The following is a 17,476-nucleotide window of genomic DNA, read 5'->3' as shown; positions in this document are numbered from 1 at the left end:
AATGCTGATAAACTCATTTTGCAATGATGTCGATGATTAGATTTAAAGGGTAAAAGAGAGGATCGATGGAAGACGATTCATTTTGATCCCATAGAAAAATAAACTCTCTTGTATAGAGAAGGAGTGTTAAGCATGCCTGACAATAATAACCTGACTCCAAAGATCTTTATCAACAAGGTGTTGGCAGGTACAGCAACAGGGACCATCGTGGCTTTGATCCCTAATGCCGTCTTGTCTGCCATTTTAAATTATTTTGCTGATTACCCCGCAGCAGCCATTGTGATTCGTGCAGCCGTTATTTTCCAATTGGCTACACCTTTGATCATGGGCGGGATCATTGCCTTGCAGTTCGGCTTTAATCCAGCCAAAACGATGATCACAGGCGGAGCTGCTTTTGTTGGCTCTGGCGTAATAAAATTTGATCCTGAAATGGGCGCATATGTAGGTGCTGGAACCGGTGATATCATCAATATTATGATCACAGCTTCTGCCGCTGTGCTTCTCCTGTTGTGGATCGGAGAAAAATTTGGTTCAGTTTCGATCATTGCTTTGCCGATCGTCGTTGGGATTGGTGCTGGTGTGTTCGGAATGTTGATCTATCCATATGTTACTCAAGTAACGGTAGGAATTGGTGCCATTATTAATAACTTTACGAATTTGCAGCCTATTTTGATGAGTATCTTGATTGCTTGTTCTTTTGCAGCTATTATCATTTCTCCAGTGACAACTGTGGGAATCGGGTTGGCTATTCAATTAGACGGCATTTCGGCAGGAGCAGCAGCCATGGGGATAGCCGCTACAACGATTGTTTTGGTCATCCATTCTTGGAAAGTCAATAAGTCTGGGGTTACGCTTGCAATCGCACTAGGTGGGATGAAGCTGATGATGCCAAACTTATTCCGTTACCCGATTATTTTGCTTCCATGCTTATTTACAGCAGCAATTTCTGCTATTCCAGTTGTCCTATTTTCTGTATCTGGAACGCCGGCTTCAGCTGGTTTCGGTTTGGTTGGGCTAGTCGGACCTTTAGCATCATTAGACGCTGGATTGGGCGTTGTACCTTTGATTTTATGCTGGTTCGTTGTTCCAATCATTGCCGGATTCGTCGCTCAGTTCTTATTTGAAAAGATATTGAAACTATATGACAAACACGAAGCTTTTAAATTTTTAGGTTAGTCAACTTAGTTCTTTTTGATCATCGCGATCAGATCATTCATAGCTTTAGAGCAGACATGATCCTTTCTTAAGCCGATGCCGATGGAATAATGGCTATATTTGTCTTTTAAAGGAATCCATTTGAGGCCTTTGATATCAATCATGCTTTTATACTCGATCGGCAGCAGGCAGATAGCATTAGACTTGAGCAAGCTGTAAAGCAGAACTTGAAGGTCATTGTGGTACATGGTGATATTCGGTTCGTATCCATGCGCTCGAGCTCGCTCTGTCAGCATCGTTCCAATCATAAAGTCCTTCGTTAAAGAGGCAAATGTTTGATCTTTCAAGTCAGAAAAGGTTAATGCATCCTTTTTCGAAAGGGGATTCTTTTCCGGTACGACCACATAAACGGTGTAGCCTTTCGTAGTCGTTTCCAAAGGTTCGATCGCTACTTTATCCGTTTCATGGTTAGGGAAAGACAGCAAAGCGATATCGATCGTATTGTCGACCAGCAACCTTTGCAGCTTTGCAGAACCCTCTTGCCGAATATTTAGCTCGACATTTGGATTCTTGATGATAAACTCTGCTAGTTGATCCATAAATTGGATAGAAAATAAAGTTGTCAGTCCTAAACGAATCGTTTCCTTTTGCGTAGTGAGCTCCATCGTGTGGATTTCTTGTACAAGACCATCAAATAGCTCAACGACGGTTTGCCCTTTTTGATAGAGGACTTCACCAGTTGCAGTTAACTGGAACGGCTTTTCCGTATGAGAAAAAAGCTTGGTGTTTAAATCGCTTTCAATTTTTTTCAAAGCTAGCGATAAAGTGGGCTGCGTAACAAACAAATTTCGAGCAGCTTGAGAAAGACTTTCCGTTTCAGCAATTTCAATAAAATACTTTAATTGTCTAATGTCCATGAGATTCTCCTTTTTAAACAGCATATTTCTTTCTCTATTCACATTATATCGCGCTAGTGAAATGAAAAGCAATGAGCAAAGTAAAGGTTTACATCTTTGACGTACCTAAATTTGTTTTATTTCAAAATGTCTTGTCTCCAGCTTTTTTCTAAAAGTTGCAGGCAAGGCATTTTTGTTTCTTCATTTTCTAACGTTGGTAAAGAAATTTCTTCCGGTCGATGGGGCTAGTGAAATTTCTAGAAAAGTATTTCTAAAGGGTTTAGCATGAAAAAGAAATGATTTTTTACTAACCAACGTTAAATATTGTAGAACCACGTTTTTTGGTAAACAAGAATAGGCGTCTAAAGTGATGTTAAAGTTTATAGCAAAAGCGTTACCATTCCAACTCAAGAGAGGATATCCATTTGAGTAGGAGCGCAAAAGGATTATCGTTCCAACTCAAGAGAGAATATTCATTTGAGTAGGAAATCAAAGCTGTTACGATTACCATTTGATCAAAAAAAAGCCATCGGCGGCAACACGGTAAGCAATGTCAGAAAATTTTGACAATAAGTTTGGAATAGGCTACAGTAAATAAGGCGATTTTATTTCATTTATATCTATTTAAGGAGGATACTTATGAAGAAAGTAAGGAAAAAGAAGCTAGCAATGGGCTTAGGAATGATGCGCTATCAATGTTTGTGTTAGGATGCGAGGAAGCTGATCAAGATGCTGCTGCAAACTCAGACTCCCATGCTGCTGAATCCAATTCCAATGCAGAAGTGGGTTCAGATACGGTATTAGCTCGTACAAAGGTTGATGAATTTGCAAACGTATTAGATTTGTCAGCAAATCCTACCGAAGAAACTTATGGGGTATATGAAACGAACCACTTTAATCACTTTTCTGATTTAGGTGCTTGGCATGGATATTATCAACCGGCTAAAGATAATAAAAAATTGCTAGGTGGGTTTGCAGGACCATTGATCATTGCGGAAGAATATCCAGTGAATCTTTCTGACTCTATTCAGCGCATTCAGTTGACCAACAAAGAAACAGGCGAACAATATGATTTAAGCCAGAGCAATTATATCGACTTATCTTCTTATCCAGGACGATTAGAGCAAATCTATGAAATGGATGAGTTTAACTTGCACTTATCTTTGATTTTTGTCAGCAATCGTACAGCTTTGATCAGTACGACGATTGAAAATACAGGTGAAGAACCTTTAACATTAGACGTTTCTTGGACAGGATCGATTTTTGATCAAGTGGTTGAAGGAGATTCAACGATTGAAACAGGTGCTACATTAGAAAAGAATGAAAACGCTATTCAAGTGAATTTTGATAACGTGAGAGAGCAGTGGGATTACTTAGCAACAGATCAAGTGAAGTATTCTATCAATCACGACAAAAAAGTGAATACAACGATAGATGGACTAAACTATACAGCTTCTTTAGATCAATCGATTGAATTGGATCCGGAAAAAACTTTCTCAACTTACACAACGGAAACCTACACTTTCACAGACGAAGAATTTGCTAAAGAAAAAGAAAAATTGTCAGATTATGTTGATAAACAAGAAGACTACTTTAAAGAAAATAAAGAAAGATGGCAAGGATATCTCGATAAAACACTTGCCGGCGACAAAGCAAAAGATTTTCCAGAGTATCAAAATGTTGCCGTAAAATCGATCGAAACCTTGATGACGAACTGGATCAGTCCAGCAGGTGCAATCAAACATGACGGTATTATTCCATCCATGTCTTACAAATGGTTTATCGGTATGTGGGGATGGGATTCATGGAAAGCAGATGTAGCATTAGCTAGTTTCAATCCAGCATTAGCCAAAAACAATATTCGTGCCTTATTTGATTACCAAATTAAATCTGATGATGATGTACGTCCACAAGATAAAGGTGCCATCATTGATGCTATCTTCTATAACCAAGACAGTTCACGCGGAGGAGAAGGCGGCAACTGGAACGAGCGTAACTCAAAACCACCATTGACTGCTTGGGCCGTTTGGAGCATTTACAAAGAAACACAAGACAAAGAATTCTTAAAAGAAATTTATCCTCAATTAATGGATTACCACAATTGGTGGTATACAAACCGAGATCACGATAAAAATGGCGTTGCTGAATATGGTGCCATGGTCAGCGATGCGCACTGGAAAACAGATGACAACGGGAATGTGGTCAAAGGCGAAGATGGCAAACCTGAATTCGATGACGAAGCAGTTATTGAAGCAGCAGCTTGGGAAAGCGGTATGGATAACGCGACTCGCTTTGACCAAGAAGGCGTAGGTAAAGATGATGTAGGTGTGCAAGTATTCGAAAATGAAGTAGATGGACAAGTAGTTGGCTACTCTATAAACCAAGAGTCTGTTGATTTGAATGCTTACTTGTATGCTGAAAAAGGTTTCTTAAAATTGATGGCAGCTGAACTTGGCTATTCTGAAGATGAAAAGAAAATGACAGAAGAAGCGAGTGACTTGAAGGATTATATCGATGAACATATGTATGATGAAAAAACTGGTTTCTTTTATGACTTGCAAATCAATGACGACGGATCTAAAAAGATGTTATTGGTTAACCGCGGTAAAGGAACAGAAGGATGGCTTCCATTGTGGGCTAATCTAGCTACAAAAGAACAAGCAGAGCAAGTAAAGAACAACATGATGGACGAAGAAAAGTTCAATACGTATGTGCCTTTCCCAACAGCTTCAAAAGACAACGAAAAATTCAGCCCAAGCAAATATTGGCGTGGACCAGTATGGTTAGACCAAGCTTTATTTGGAGTAGAAGCTTTACAAAATTATGGCTTTAACACTGAAGCAACAGACATGGCCAAAAAGTTATTTAACCATGCAGAAGGTTTGATGGGCAATGGACCGATCCATGAAAATTATAACCCATTGAACGGTAAAGGAATCAGCACGAAGAACTTTAGCTGGTCTGCAGCTGCGTACTACTTGATGTACAAAAATACATTATTGAGTGACGAACCAACGACACAAGATGCATTTAAATAAAAAACAGCAGGCAATGGTTGAGTTTTCAATATTGAAAACTGATCATACAGCTGGTCATGAACCGTCAAAATGAACAGGTTTATTGGCAAACTTTACCCCAACATCTATTGACTAAGATGCTGGGGTAAAGTTTTTTTATTCTTAACTTATTGTGGGAACCATTTGTTAGTACCGTTAATCATTATAATCCCGATAAACATATTCGTTTGATGGAACTTTTGCGGGGTTTAATTTATCAGCTTTTAGTGTAGGGATAGAGGTTTTGAAAGATGGATAGTACTCCATTTGAATGGTTCCCGTTACCGTTACCCAATCATTATTTGAGACTTGCGTTTGTTCGGGCAAATGGACGAGCAGCCCAAACACCCCTGAATCGGCAACGCAATGAATGATCCCAAAACGAAATAAAAAGGTGTCTGTTTCTTTTCCTACAGGGTCTTGATAAATAAAACCGGTATATTGAATCGTTTTGCCGCTAAATGCTTTTGGAAAATTATAGATCAGCTCCATTATAGTCAAGTAATTATCATCCGTGATCTTGATCTTATCTTGATCCAGATAATCTTGCCGTTCGTGGTTCATTCGCTTGTCATAATCTGTCTTGTTAAAGTACATACTCGTATCAGGTTTCAAGTATTGGGTAGTCATTTCAGGATCTCCTACCGATTCTTCACTGATCGGAAAGGTAAAGCCTTTTGCGGAGACGATATCGGCATCTAGGCTGACGGTTGGAAAGGCTACTCCTGCAACAATCGGATAAGCCAGCAGCAAATAGGCAATCATCCGTTGCCACGGTTTGCCTAGTGAATGGGTATGCCCGTGATGATGATGGGGTTCATTTGCATGGCCGCTGCGCGTCCACGAAACAAGCTGAACGAGAGCCAGCAAGAAAGCCAGCGCCATCGATAGCTTGGTTAAGTACTGATAGTGCACATTGATGTATTGATCTGCTCGTCCGCTGAGTTGCAAAAAGCTCATCAGCTCAAAGTAGCTGAGCAGCAGAATAAAACGTATCATATGACGATCCTCCTCCTATATCCAAATAGTGTAAGCCACAACGGTCACGATAATGAGACCTATCAGTCGAACAATAAATTTTCCTTTAAAGTGATGACTCATCATCAGCAGATTTTTGATATCCACCATGGGACCAAACACGAGAAATGCGGTGATCGAAGCAGGACCAAATAACCCTAACAGCGAGGAACCGATAAAAGCATCTGCTTCAGAGCATAAGGATAAGATAAAAGCCAACAGCAACAAAACCAGGATGCTGGACAGCTTGGTGGAACCCATTTGCAATAGAAGAGAAGTTTTTAAATAAACTTGCATGGCTGAAGCGACTAAAGCACCAAATATCAAATAGCGTCCCGTGTCAAAAAATTCTTCAACTGCATGTTCCAATGATTCCCATAATGAGTCAAAAAAGTTCTTTGTTTTTGAAGGAAGTGCCGTGCTGATGGCGGCAGCAGATTGAACTGGCGCTTTTGAAGCATCTTCTAGGTGCGCTTTATCAGCAGCAAAAGCTAAAACAGCCGCAGCATTTTTTGCATCCGTGTGCTGATGTTCTGCTGCATGTGCTTCTTCAGGCAAATCTTTGATGATGTCATCTTTGTAAAAGTAAGCCATCCATGTGCCAACTACGATAGAGACAAGCAAACTGCCGGCAACGCGCAAAAGAGGAAACGTCCATGAGTTGCTGAAAGCGATATACGTTGAAAAAATAACAATTGGATTGATGATAGGCGCTGTCAGCATAAAAGCAAAGGCGGTATGAGGCGGGATTCCTTTGCGAATAAATTGATGACTGATCGGGACGATCCCGCATTCACAAGAAGGGAACAATACACCAATCAGCGAGCCAGTACAAATCGATAGAAACTTATTTTGGGGCAAATACTTTTTAACCACATCAACGGTCAAAAAGGAGTGGATCAAGCCAGAAATCAAACACCCTAATAAGACAAATGGCAGAGCTTCGATCAGAATCGAAATAAAAATGGCATTCATTTGCAAAAAAGAGTGGGGTAAAAAGTCGAACATATTTCTTCACCTTCATAATTGATTTTTTTCGTTCACTCATCATACCACTAATGAAAGTTGGAGAAAATAAAAGAAGAAATAAGAAAGCGTAAAGATAAACAATCATGAAGCTAAAAAAAGCAAGAGAAACGCTCAATTAAAGGGCATTCTCTTGCTTTTGTTTTTTTAGTTGTAATACAAGTTTTCAGTTGGATAAACGGGATCGTTTGTAATATCGATTCCCAGTTGTTTCAATGTTTGTTCGTTTTCTCGGTTTAAAATAACCGTGGAGTGAGCTTGTGTATCTTTTAAATTCGGCAACTGCTGATAAGCCAGCTGAGCTGTTGGATTGGTTACTGCACTGATCGCTAAAGCAATCAACAATTCATTGGCACTTAAGGTTGGGACTTTGCTGTGCAAATCGTCCGTTTTCAGTTTTTGAATGGTTTGCAAAATCATAGGCGCTAAAAGATCGATTTCGTCGGCGATATTAGCCAGTGATTTTAAACCGTTCAAAATGGCAGCGGCAGAAGCATCCATTAGTGTAGTGGTACGTCCTGTAATGATCGTATCATTTGGCAGTTCAATGGCGATCACAGCTTGCAAATTCGTACTTTGGATTCTTTCTTGGACTTCTTTTGCATAGTTGCGAGCCGGTAAGACAGGCGCACGATCTTCTTTCTTCAAGTCATTTTCTTCTAAGATCACTTGCATGCGGCGCAAAGTTTCTTCATCAGCCAGCCCTTTTTTATAGTCATTTTCTACTGCAAAGCTGCGGCGGATGATTTCTTGTTTGGCTGCTTCTTGAACCACTTGATCGTCTATGATTCCCGTTTTCAAACGGTTGACACCCATATCGGTTGGGGATTGGTAGACGGATTCTTTGCCAGTGATTTTTTCAATGATACGCTTGATAACTGGGAAAGTCTCCATGTCACGATTATAATTGACCGCCACTTCGCCATATGCTTCATAATGGTAATTGTCGATCATATTAAAATCTTTCAAATCAACGGTAGCAGCTTCATATGCCGTGTTGACCGGATGTTTCAATGGCAAGTTCCAGACTGGGAAAGTTTCAAACTTGGCATAACCTGTTTTGCGGCCGTGTTCATACTCGTGATACATCTGGTTTAAACAAGTAGCTAATTTTCCACTGCCTGGACCGGGCGCAGAGGCGACAACGATCGGTTTAGTGGTTTCGATATAAGGATTTTTGGCAAAGCCGTTTTCGCCTACGATTGCTTCAACATTGGTTGGGTAACCCTCAATCGCTTGGTGCGTATAGACTTTGATGCCGCTGCGCTCCAACTTAGTCATAAACACTTTGACGTTAGGCTGTTCCTGATAACGTGTAATCAAGACGCTATTCACTGAAATCCCGTAAGCACGGTACTCATCGATCAAGCGCAATACGTCTTGGTCATAAGTGATGCCATAATCACCGCGAATTTTGCTGCGTTCGATATCGCCAGCGTAGACGCAAATGATGATCTCAGCTTTTTCCTTCAGCGTTTCTAACAATTTGATTTTTGCATCTTCGTCAAATCCAGGTAAGACGCGCTTAGCATGCTTATCACCGACCAGCTTTCCGCCAAATTCTAAATAAAGCTTATCGTAATGCTGCACCCGTTCCAATATATAGGCAGATTGTTCCTGCAAATATTTCTCCGAATCAAATCCGATTTTTTTCATATTTCCCCTCACTCGCTTTCCATTCCGTAAACTGCCTTCCTTCATCAGCTAGTAGAACGCTTCATAGAAGAAAGGCAGCCAAAACACATCTTTTATCATTATAAAGCTTTTATCAAAATTGACAAGCAGAAATCTTTTTAACGCTAGCCTTCTAAGTCAGTTTGTTTTTCTGAAAACTCATCTCGTGCACTATTTCTGTTCACTTTGGCTGCTGCAAATGGGCTCTCGTTCCAGCTCAGTGACCAGAAGTCATTCGAGTTAGACATTAAATCCATTTGCGTTCCAACTCAGTGGTCAGCATTCATTCGAGTTGGATCTAAAAGCCGTTTGCGTTCCAACTCAGTGATCAGCATTCATTCGAGTTGAACCTAAAACCCGTTTGCGTTCCAACTCAATGGGCAGCACTCATTCGAGTTGGACCTAAAAATCGTTTGCATTCCAACTCAACGACCAGCACTCATTCGAGTTGAACCTAAAATCCGTTTGCGTTCCAACTCAACGGGCAGCACTCCTTCGAGTTGGACCTAAAAATCGTTTGCATTCCAACTCAGTGATCAGCATCCATTTGAGTTGGATACAAAATCCGTTTGCGTTCCAGCTCGCAAATCAAAATGAATTTGAGTTGTCCCTATAGAAGCAAGTCATGCTGATTTGCGGCATGTTCAAGATCAAGATTAGCGGGTGACCAAAAAGTTTACTTCCTTTGTGGGGACAACTATAATAAAAAGTGAAGATGAAAAGGGTTTCTCATGAAAAAAGAGAAACCCGACGACGATACAGTATGGAGGAGATTAAATGTCACAAACACCTGTTCACGGTATCGATCATGTCGGTTTAACGGTGCCGGATATTGAACAAGCGACTACTTTTTTCATCGAGGCTTTGCAGGGTGAAGTTTTGTATGAAACACTGAAGAAAACGGAGCCCAAACGCGATGACGCAGAAACACAACAACGTTTAGGCGTGCCGGATACAATGGCGCAGCGGGCGATCCGCATGTTGGTTTTTCCAAATGGACCTGGAATCGAGCTATTCGAATTCGAAGGGCCAGATCAAAAAGGGCCAATCTGCTCCAGCGATATTGGGTGGACGCATATCGCTTTTTATACCGATGATTTGGAAAAGACGTTGGCAAATGTGGAAGCAGCGGGCGGTAAGAGGCTGGCCGATCCCCAGCCGTTAAGCGGGCTTGAAGCTGGAAAAGGCAACCAATTTTGCTACGTTCATACGCCATGGGGCTCTACTTTGGAAATCATCACTTATCCGACACCTCAGCCTTATTTAGAGAAAGCTGATCGCACAAAATGGCAGGTTTAAATGAGCAGACAACCAGCTAGTAGTTGAGAGGAGGGGTATCGGTGGCAGTTGAAGAAGCATGGTGGAGAAACGCAATCGGCTATCAAATTTATCCGAGAAGTTTTGCAGACAGCAATCAGGATGGAATCGGCGACTTAAATGGGATACGTGAGCACTTGGATGATTTAGTCGAGCTTGGGATTGACTTTATTTGGCTGAGTCCCATTTATCCTTCGCCTAATGTGGACAATGGCTATGACATCAGTGACTATCGAGATATTATGGAAGCATTTGGAACGATGGAAGATTTTGAGCGGTTATTAGAAGCTGTGCATGAAAAAGGCCTGCGACTGATCATGGATTTGGTGATCAACCACACTTCTGATCAGCATCCTTGGTTCTTAGCATCGAGGCAGAGTAAAGATAACCCTTATCGCGATTACTACATTTGGCATCCGCCGCGCTCAAATGGTGAACTGCCATCGAATTGGCCGTCATTGTTTGGCGGCTCTGCATGGGAATGGGATGAACAGACCCAAGAGTATTATCTGCACATTTTTGCCAAAGAACAACCGGATCTAAACTGGGAAAATCCCGTCTTGCGTCAGGAGCTGTATCGAATGGTTCGTTGGTGGCTTGGCAAAGGAATCGACGGCTTTCGTATCGATGCAATTACCCATATTAAAAAGCGCGATTTACAAGATGTCTCTAAAAAGTTGGCCGATACTTATATGAATGTGGAAGGCATCGGGGTTTATTTGCGAAAACTGAGGCAAGTCTTTGATGCATATCCGGCAACTTTATCCATTGGTGAAGCGAGTGGGGTCCCTGTTGCTGATGCGCATGAATGGGTAGGCCAAAATGGCTACTTTTGTATGATTTTTACATTTGATCATGTTCATGTTTGGGCAAATGATCCTAAAGATCAACCGCATATTCGTCAGCTGAAAAAAGCTTTGGCGCGTTGGCAGTACGCCTTGGCAGAGGATGGCTGGAATGCCTTGTTTATGGAAAATCATGATTTGCCGCGCTCCGTTTCTGTATTTGGTGAAGATAAAGAATATTGGAAAGTATCCGCTAAAGCACTGGCAACGCTGTTTATGTTGCTGAAGGGGACGCCATTTATTTACCAAGGGCAAGAATTGGGAATGACCAATGTCCCATTTCAGTCGATTGACGAAATTGATGCAGTGGATACCCGCAGACACTATGAACAGCAAGTGGCGAAAGGAGAGGATCCAGAAGCCGTGTTCAAAAAATTAGCGCGAGCTTCACGGGACAATGCCCGATCGCCGATGCAATGGGACACCAGTACATATGCCGGCTTCAGCCAAGTTGAACCATGGCTGCGTGTCAATCCCAACAAAGACACGATCAATCTCGCTGCTGAGAAAAAGGATCCAGATTCGATTTGGCATTACTATCGCACATTGATTCAATTGCGGAAATCAGAAGAAGCATTGCTGAACGGGACCTTTCATATCCACAACTTGAAACACCGGCAAATGATGATTTATGAACGTCGGGGCGCAAAGCAAACCTTTTTGATTCTCATCAATCTCTCGAAGACAGAAGCTGTTTTTTACTTGCCCTTTCAAGTGCGCGAGCAAAGTTGGACACTTGTTCTCAGTAATTATTCTGAATGCTTAGCAAATGTAACCGATGAATGCTGCTTTAGACCATTTGAAACCCAAATTTATCAAAGGAGCAGATAACGATGATAGACAAGTTTTTGATTCAACAGCAAGACTTTCCGATTGAACGAGATCCAGGCTTTTTTGAAACGATCTTTGCCTTGAGTAATGGGCATTTTGGCACGCGAGGCAGCCGGGAAGAAGCGGCTTTTTCGCATGAGTTGGTAGACGAAGGGACCTTTATCAATGGTTTTTATGAGAGTGAGCTGATCACTTACGGCGAAACGGCCTTTGGTTATGCTAAAGAACATCAAACCATCCAACGGGTGCCAAATGGGAAAATGCAGACGCTAATCTACCGTGATCAAGTATTAGGCAGAGATGGCGAAATTTTAGAAGAAGAACGGAAGCTTGATTTGAAGAAGGCAACTTATGAGCGGACCTTCATTTGGTTAGCAGCGGGGGTAAAAGTGCGGATAGAAACACGGCGCATGGCTAGTTTTGAAGATCCTCATTTGCTGCTGATCGAGACGAAGCTGACCAACCTTTCCCAAGCTGCTGAGCCACTCCAATTCAAGACTTGCTTAGGCCCAGAAAAAACAGAAGCAGACCAAGTCAGCGATGATCCGCGTAAAGCACAAGCGAGAGGGAATTTGCATTATGAAAAGTTGTCTGAACACTTTCCTCTGTTAGAGACACAAACGAATCGCAGCCGACTGGCAGTAGTTGTCGGCAAAAAAACAACGGTCAAAGACGAAGCAACAGAAAAACAGCTGACTTTTGACGAGGCAAACCAAACGTATGAAGAGACTTTCTCTTTTTCGTTGAAACCAGAAGAAACAAAGGTATGCCAAAGTGCTATTTATTATGGTGACTTCGCTCCAGTAACAGCGCATCAAGCCGTTTCACCAGCAGAAATCGAAAAACAATTGAATCAGGCATTGAACAGATTTGATAATGGTTTTGAAGAACAAGCTGCTCATATGTCGCGATTCTGGGAGGCGTCTGGCATCGAATTGACCGGTGACGACCAATTGGCACAAGGATTGAATTTTAATTTGTTTCATTTGTACCAAGCTGCCGGCAGAGATGGTCAAACAAATATCGCCGCTAAAGGTTTGACCGGTGATGGTTATGAAGGGCACTTTTTCTGGGACACTGAAATGTACATGCTGCCTTTTTTCATTTACACACAGCCAGAGATCGCCCGTCAATTGTTGAAATACCGGCATACGATCTTGCCTCAGGCTCGTGAACGTGCTAGGGAGTTATCGATTGAAAAAGGTGCCTGGTTTGCATGGCGGACGATCAACGGACATGAAGCCAGTGCATATTACCCAGCTGGTACAGCGCAAGTGCATATCAATGGTGATATTGCTTATGCCACTCAGCTTTACTATGAGACAACCAAAGATGAAACGTTTATGAAGGCCTATGGTTTGGAGTTGTTGATCGAGACCGCTCGCTTTTGGACATCATTTGGTTTCTTTGATGAACAAGACGCCTTTCATATCACCGGCGTCACCGGGCCGGATGAATATACTGTTCTCGTCAATAATAACTACTATACGAATCGAATGGCAAAAAATAATTTAGAAGCGGCTTTTCAATATGCAGATAAATACTGGCAGCAAGATGGCTACCAAGCACTTTTTGATCACTTGGAAGTAAAAGAGGAAGAATTAGCAGCGTGGAAAAAAGCTGCAGTCAACATGAAATTGTTGTATGACCCAGACTTGAAACTGACGCTGCAAGATGAGGCAGCTTTGGAAAGAAAGCCATGGGATCTGACCACTATTCCTAAAGAAAACTTCCCATTGCTGTTGCATTACCACCCTGTCATTATTTATCAGCACCAAGTCAGCAAACAAGCTGATACCATATTAGCCGAGTATCTTTTTCCAGATACTGTTTCGATCGAGCAGCAACGGCGCGATTACCTCTACTATGAAAAAATCACGACCCATGATTCATCGCTGTCTCGTTCGATTTTCGGAATCATGGCTTCCCGGCTCGGTTTCCAAGAAAAAGCGTATCCGTACTTTAACAGCACCGCTTTAATGGATCTGACGGATCTGCAAGGAAACACTAAAGACGGCATTCATGCAGCCAACCTTGGCGGAACTTGGCTCAGCATGGTCTACGGATTTGCCGGCATGACCGTAAAAGAAGACGGCATACATTTTGAACCTCATCTGCCTGAGCAATGGGAAAAACTAGCCTTCTCCATCCAATACCGCCAAGAACGATTCAAAGTAACCATCACCCAAGAAGATGTGACCGTTGAAAAAATAAACAAATGAAAAAACAAACCTAACAGACTCTAAAACGAAAAAAGCTGTCTTTAGCTAGCCAACTAGAGACAGCTTTTTTTTAGTATAAATGTAGACGCTATAAAAATAATAGTAGATTTTATTTTTATAGCCTTAACCATTAACCGTTCAAAAAATATAATTCTTACTATTGTCAAAATAATTGATCTTCAAAACTTTAAATTAAGAAAAAGGAAAGAGATCAGTAGGACGAAAGGAATGCTATAATCTCTTTATATATTCTACTTAACAAAAGCAGGTTTAATTTGTCTATGAAATGACAGTTAGTGAAATGGCACAAAGTTAGCGAGACTTTGCATCATTAAAAGCCTTTCTTGGTTCTCGTCACGCCGGGACCGATTAGCTGCAAAACTGCATGATAGTATATGTCTAGAAGTCTATCAGTCTATATTGAGCACAGGAAGAGAAGACTGCTTTCTAAAGAGTATTCGTTGTAGGGATATTAAAACAGTTATAGAGAAAATAAGAAAAATTTTAAGAGACATGTTCTTGTGTTAACATAAGAATTAAGATAAAGTAAAAATGAAAGCGCTTTTTAAAAAGAGAGTAAATGAAAAAATTGAAAATATAAAAATGGAGGATCATTATAAAACTTAAGGAGGGAGAAAAGATGGAAGATTACATCAATGAGATTATTTGTTTTACAGATACCTCACAGTTTAAGCCATTAAACGAAATTGTGTATGATGGTATTAGAAAAGCAATTATTACTGGGCGTATTCCTGTTGGGCAAAGAATAAAAGAAAAAGAATTTGCAGAACGTATGAATATTAGTCGCACGCCCATACGTGATGCGCTGCATCGTTTAGAAAAAGAAGGGCTAGTTGAATATATTCCTAAGTTTGGAACAGTCGTTAAAAGAATAACCATTGAAGATGCGAAGGAAATCTATCAGATACGCCAAGCTTTAGATGTAGTTGCAACTGTTAATGCAATGAATAAAATGTCCAAAGAACAATTTGACGATTTGAAACAACTATTAGAAAAAACAGAAGAAGCCAATAAAAATAATCAAAATTTTGCAGAAGTTATACGATTATTTTCAGTTTTTAACGAAACAATCTACCAGCTTAGCGAGATGCCGCGTTTAACTTCAATTGTTACTAAATTAAGAGAATATTTAATGCGTTTCAGAGATATATCATTGACAGGTGAAGAAAGAAGAAGGAAAGCATTGGACGAACATTGGATGATTTATAGAGGAATGTATAATAAAGATGCAGAACAAATAAAACTGATCATTCAAGAACATTTAAGCTATTCAGAAAAATTTATTTTGGCAGAAATGGAAAAACAACAAAATGGAAATTAAAAAAGAAAAAGCACAGAAATGGGCCAGACAACTAGCAATTTATGCACAACAAGCTGTTCTATATGAGGCTATCTTGTTTCCAAAACCCGGCTTAGTAGATGCTCAAAATAGCGGCTCTCATACAGATATGAATATCTATACTTTTCTAAATAGCTCAACAGGTTTAGGGAAAGGCTTTTATGAATTTGCCTTAAGAGGATTGAATTGGAGAGGAGAAGCGAAACAGCTTTTTCAAGCTATTCGTCCTATAGGAATGGCAGCAGAAAAAGAAATGTTTAAAGAAACAAAAGGTGTCAATACACACAAAGGGATTATCTTTTCATTAGGGATCTTTCTTGCAGCAGCTGGAAAGGTATTTCAGCCACAACTTTCAGAGGAAAAAAAGTGGCCGACTATCGGACCAAAAGAAAGAGAAATGCTTTTCTCTTATGTTAAAAAGATGACAGCTGGATTAGTTTCTGATGATTTTAAAAATCTTCATTTAAAAAACCAATTGACACATGGTGAAAAACTCTATTTAAAGTATGGCTTTACAGGTATTAGAGGTGAAGCTGAAGCAGGTTATCCTATCCTTCAGCAAAGGATCTTGCCAATGATAGAAAAACAAGACAAGAATCAAGCTTTTCATTTGCAATTATTGGAAATTTTATTTTACTTAATGGCAACAGTTGAAGATTCGAATCTTGTTCATCGTGGTGGAATAGATGCTTTATTGTTTGTCCAAGAAAAAGCAAAGAACCTGATAAAAGAAGAAAAAACATTTACATCAACTACAATCTTTAAAATTGAACAACTAAATGAGCTATTTGTAGAAAAAAATCTAAGTCCAGGCGGCAGTGCAGACTTATTGATTCTTGTTATTTTTTTAGGGAAATTAGAAACTCTTTTTTAGATAATTAAGAAAGACCAACAATTAAAAAGTTGGTCTTTTTTTGTTTTTAAGCTGTTTTTCGTGTTTTTTTACTGTCTTTTTCCTGCTGCTAAAAAATATAAGCGTATAATTTAAAGTGCAATGATTTTAAATATTGATGATGAAGCGAATCAGCAAGGAAGGGGAAAAATGGACTTTCAATTAAAACGTTTATGGGTTAAGAAAAGTAAAAAAGATTATCAGCGATGGGAAAAATTACTTCATCACGCAGGAATAAGAACAGAAGAAAATGTTCAATATACGGTAGGGCTTTTTGATGGAGAAAAGCTAATTGGTACAGGTTCAATTGCAGATAATGTCTTAAAGTGTTTAGCCGTTTGTAAGGATTATACAGGAGGAGGAGCCATTAATCAGTTAGTTTCTCACTTAATGAATTTAGTGTTTGAAAAAGGAGAGACTGCTTGTTATGTCTACACTAAACCAGCTGCAACGTTGTCTTTTCAGCATTTAGGATTTAAAGAGATTGCACGAGTAGAAGAATTGGTTTTTATGGAGAAAGCTTCTTTTGGCTTTGAATCGTATCTTCAAGCTTTATCTCAAAGTGTTGTAGAAGGTGATCGCATAGCTGGTATCGTTATGAATGCAAATCCATTCACTAAAGGACATCAATATTTAATTGAAGCTGCAGCTAAAGAAAACGACTGGGTTCATGTGTTTGTTCTTTCTGAAGATATTTCTGTTTTTCCAGCTACTGACCGTAAAAACCTTGTTCATAAAGGTATCCAACACTTAGACAATGTTTCTATTCACGATACCAAAAGTTATCTCGTTTCATCTGCTACTTTTCCTTCTTATTTTTTAACAGAAAATAGTGATGTTACTCAAATTCAAGCAAAGCTAGATGCCACAATTTTTAGGGATTCAATCGCGCCTACTTTAAATATTCATTTTCGTTATGTAGGAGAAGAACCCTACTCTGAAGCAACCCGTATTTATAATGAAGCTATGACGGAAGTATTCGACCATCATATTCAGCTGACCATTCTTTCGCGTAAAGAAACAGATGGAGAAGTGATCAGTGCTTCGCGCGTTCGGGCCTTATTAGCAGCAAACAAACTGAAAGAAATAAAGCCGCTTGTTCCTCAAACAACTTTTGATTATTTAAAAACTCAAAAGGGCAAAGAAATACAACTTAAATTACAAGATAAGGAGTGATCAAGATTG

General features: G+C 40.1%; 12 protein-coding genes. 8 read left to right on the top strand and 4 right to left on the bottom strand.

Features of this window, described 5'->3' with window-relative positions; all coding sequences use genetic code 11:
• The first annotated feature begins 132 nt into the window (after positions 1–132).
• Positions 133–1,176: a PTS sugar transporter subunit IIC gene (locus tag BM057_RS04420; RefSeq protein WP_092091765.1), complete on the top strand. Its 1,044-nt coding sequence runs from the start codon at positions 133–135 to the stop codon at positions 1,174–1,176.
• 5 nt (positions 1,177–1,181) lie between these two features.
• On the opposite strand, the gene BM057_RS04415 is transcribed toward BM057_RS04420, so the two are convergent.
• Positions 1,182–2,072 (bottom strand): LysR family transcriptional regulator, encoded by an 891-nt coding sequence (locus tag BM057_RS04415; RefSeq protein WP_047390195.1) that lies wholly within the window; start codon positions 2,070–2,072, stop codon positions 1,182–1,184.
• Between the two features lie 674 nt (positions 2,073–2,746).
• On the opposite strand from BM057_RS04415, the gene ygjK reads away from it, so the two are divergent.
• A complete protein-coding gene (gene ygjK, locus BM057_RS04410; RefSeq protein ID WP_092091763.1) occupies positions 2,747–5,089 on the top strand; it encodes an alpha-glucosidase in 2,343 nt (780 codons plus the stop codon).
• A 174-nt stretch (positions 5,090–5,263) separates the two neighbouring features.
• On the opposite strand, the gene BM057_RS04405 is transcribed toward ygjK, so the two are convergent.
• From BM057_RS04405 to BM057_RS04395, 3 genes are all read right to left on the bottom strand, one after another.
• Entirely contained in the window at positions 5,264–6,106 is an 843-nt protein-coding gene (locus tag BM057_RS04405; RefSeq protein ID WP_092091761.1) for a TIGR03943 family putative permease subunit, read from the bottom strand.
• 15 nt (positions 6,107–6,121) lie between these two features.
• Positions 6,122–7,132 carry a permease gene (locus tag BM057_RS04400; RefSeq protein WP_047390237.1) on the bottom strand — a complete coding sequence of 337 codons (1,011 nt, stop codon included), beginning with the start codon at positions 7,130–7,132 and terminating at the stop codon, positions 6,122–6,124.
• A gap of 165 nt (positions 7,133–7,297) precedes the next feature.
• Positions 7,298–8,806 carry a DUF1846 domain-containing protein gene (locus BM057_RS04395; RefSeq protein ID WP_092091759.1) on the bottom strand — a complete coding sequence of 503 codons (1,509 nt, stop codon included), beginning with the start codon at positions 8,804–8,806 and terminating at the stop codon, positions 7,298–7,300.
• Between the two features lie 795 nt (positions 8,807–9,601).
• Here BM057_RS04395 and BM057_RS04390 point away from each other — a divergent pair.
• The 6 genes from BM057_RS04390 to citC all read left to right on the top strand — a co-directional run bounded on the left by BM057_RS04390 (position 9,602) and on the right by citC (position 17,467).
• Positions 9,602–10,123 carry a VOC family protein gene (locus tag BM057_RS04390; protein WP_092091757.1) on the top strand — a complete coding sequence of 174 codons (522 nt, stop codon included), beginning with the start codon at positions 9,602–9,604 and terminating at the stop codon, positions 10,121–10,123.
• Between the two features lie 41 nt (positions 10,124–10,164).
• Positions 10,165–11,817: a glycoside hydrolase family 13 protein gene (locus BM057_RS04385; protein ID WP_092091755.1), complete on the top strand. Its 1,653-nt coding sequence runs from the start codon at positions 10,165–10,167 to the stop codon at positions 11,815–11,817.
• A 2-nt stretch (positions 11,818–11,819) separates the two neighbouring features.
• A complete protein-coding gene (locus BM057_RS04380) occupies positions 11,820–14,039 on the top strand; it encodes a glycoside hydrolase family 65 protein (protein WP_092091753.1) in 2,220 nt (739 codons plus the stop codon).
• A gap of 640 nt (positions 14,040–14,679) precedes the next feature.
• The gene (locus tag BM057_RS04375) at positions 14,680–15,381 is read left to right on the top strand and encodes a GntR family transcriptional regulator (RefSeq protein WP_092091751.1); all 702 of its coding nucleotides are present in this window, start codon (positions 14,680–14,682) and stop codon (positions 15,379–15,381) included.
• Positions 15,371–16,273 (top strand): triphosphoribosyl-dephospho-CoA synthase CitG, encoded by a 903-nt coding sequence (gene citG / locus BM057_RS04370; RefSeq protein ID WP_052181749.1) that lies wholly within the window; start codon positions 15,371–15,373, stop codon positions 16,271–16,273. Before BM057_RS04375 ends, citG begins: the two co-directional genes overlap by 11 nt.
• Before the next feature lie 168 nt (positions 16,274–16,441).
• Positions 16,442–17,467 carry a [citrate (pro-3S)-lyase] ligase gene (gene citC / locus BM057_RS04365; RefSeq protein ID WP_092091749.1) on the top strand — a complete coding sequence of 342 codons (1,026 nt, stop codon included), beginning with the start codon at positions 16,442–16,444 and terminating at the stop codon, positions 17,465–17,467.
• Positions 17,468–17,476: the final 9 nt, after the last annotated feature.

This window comes from Pisciglobus halotolerans (assembly GCF_900113675.1).
GTDB classification, from domain to species: Bacteria; Bacillota; Bacilli; order Lactobacillales; family Carnobacteriaceae; genus Pisciglobus; species Pisciglobus halotolerans.
The sequence above is the reverse complement of the archived record's forward strand: the minus strand, read 5'-3'. Positions and strand labels throughout refer to the sequence as shown.

What these genes read in the sequence shown, in the direction of transcription:
- BM057_RS04420 (WP_092091765.1), top strand. Translation starts at nt 133, where the DNA reads ATGCCTGACAATAATAACCTGACTCCAAAGATCTTTATCAACAAGGTG.
- BM057_RS04415 (WP_047390195.1), bottom strand. Translation starts at nt 2,072, where the DNA reads ATGGACATTAGACAATTAAAGTATTTTATTGAAATTGCTGAAACGGAA.
- ygjK (WP_092091763.1), top strand. Translation starts at nt 2,747, where the DNA reads ATGTTTGTGTTAGGATGCGAGGAAGCTGATCAAGATGCTGCTGCAAAC.
- BM057_RS04405 (WP_092091761.1), bottom strand. Translation starts at nt 6,106, where the DNA reads ATGATACGTTTTATTCTGCTGCTCAGCTACTTTGAGCTGATGAGCTTT.
- BM057_RS04400 (WP_047390237.1), bottom strand. Translation starts at nt 7,132, where the DNA reads ATGTTCGACTTTTTACCCCACTCTTTTTTGCAAATGAATGCCATTTTT.
- BM057_RS04395 (WP_092091759.1), bottom strand. Translation starts at nt 8,806, where the DNA reads ATGAAAAAAATCGGATTTGATTCGGAGAAATATTTGCAGGAACAATCT.
- BM057_RS04390 (WP_092091757.1), top strand. Translation starts at nt 9,602, where the DNA reads ATGTCACAAACACCTGTTCACGGTATCGATCATGTCGGTTTAACGGTG.
- BM057_RS04380 (WP_092091753.1), top strand. Translation starts at nt 11,820, where the DNA reads ATGATAGACAAGTTTTTGATTCAACAGCAAGACTTTCCGATTGAACGA.
- BM057_RS04375 (WP_092091751.1), top strand. Translation starts at nt 14,680, where the DNA reads ATGGAAGATTACATCAATGAGATTATTTGTTTTACAGATACCTCACAG.
- citG (WP_052181749.1), top strand. Translation starts at nt 15,371, where the DNA reads ATGGAAATTAAAAAAGAAAAAGCACAGAAATGGGCCAGACAACTAGCA.
- citC (WP_092091749.1), top strand. Translation starts at nt 16,442, where the DNA reads ATGGACTTTCAATTAAAACGTTTATGGGTTAAGAAAAGTAAAAAAGAT.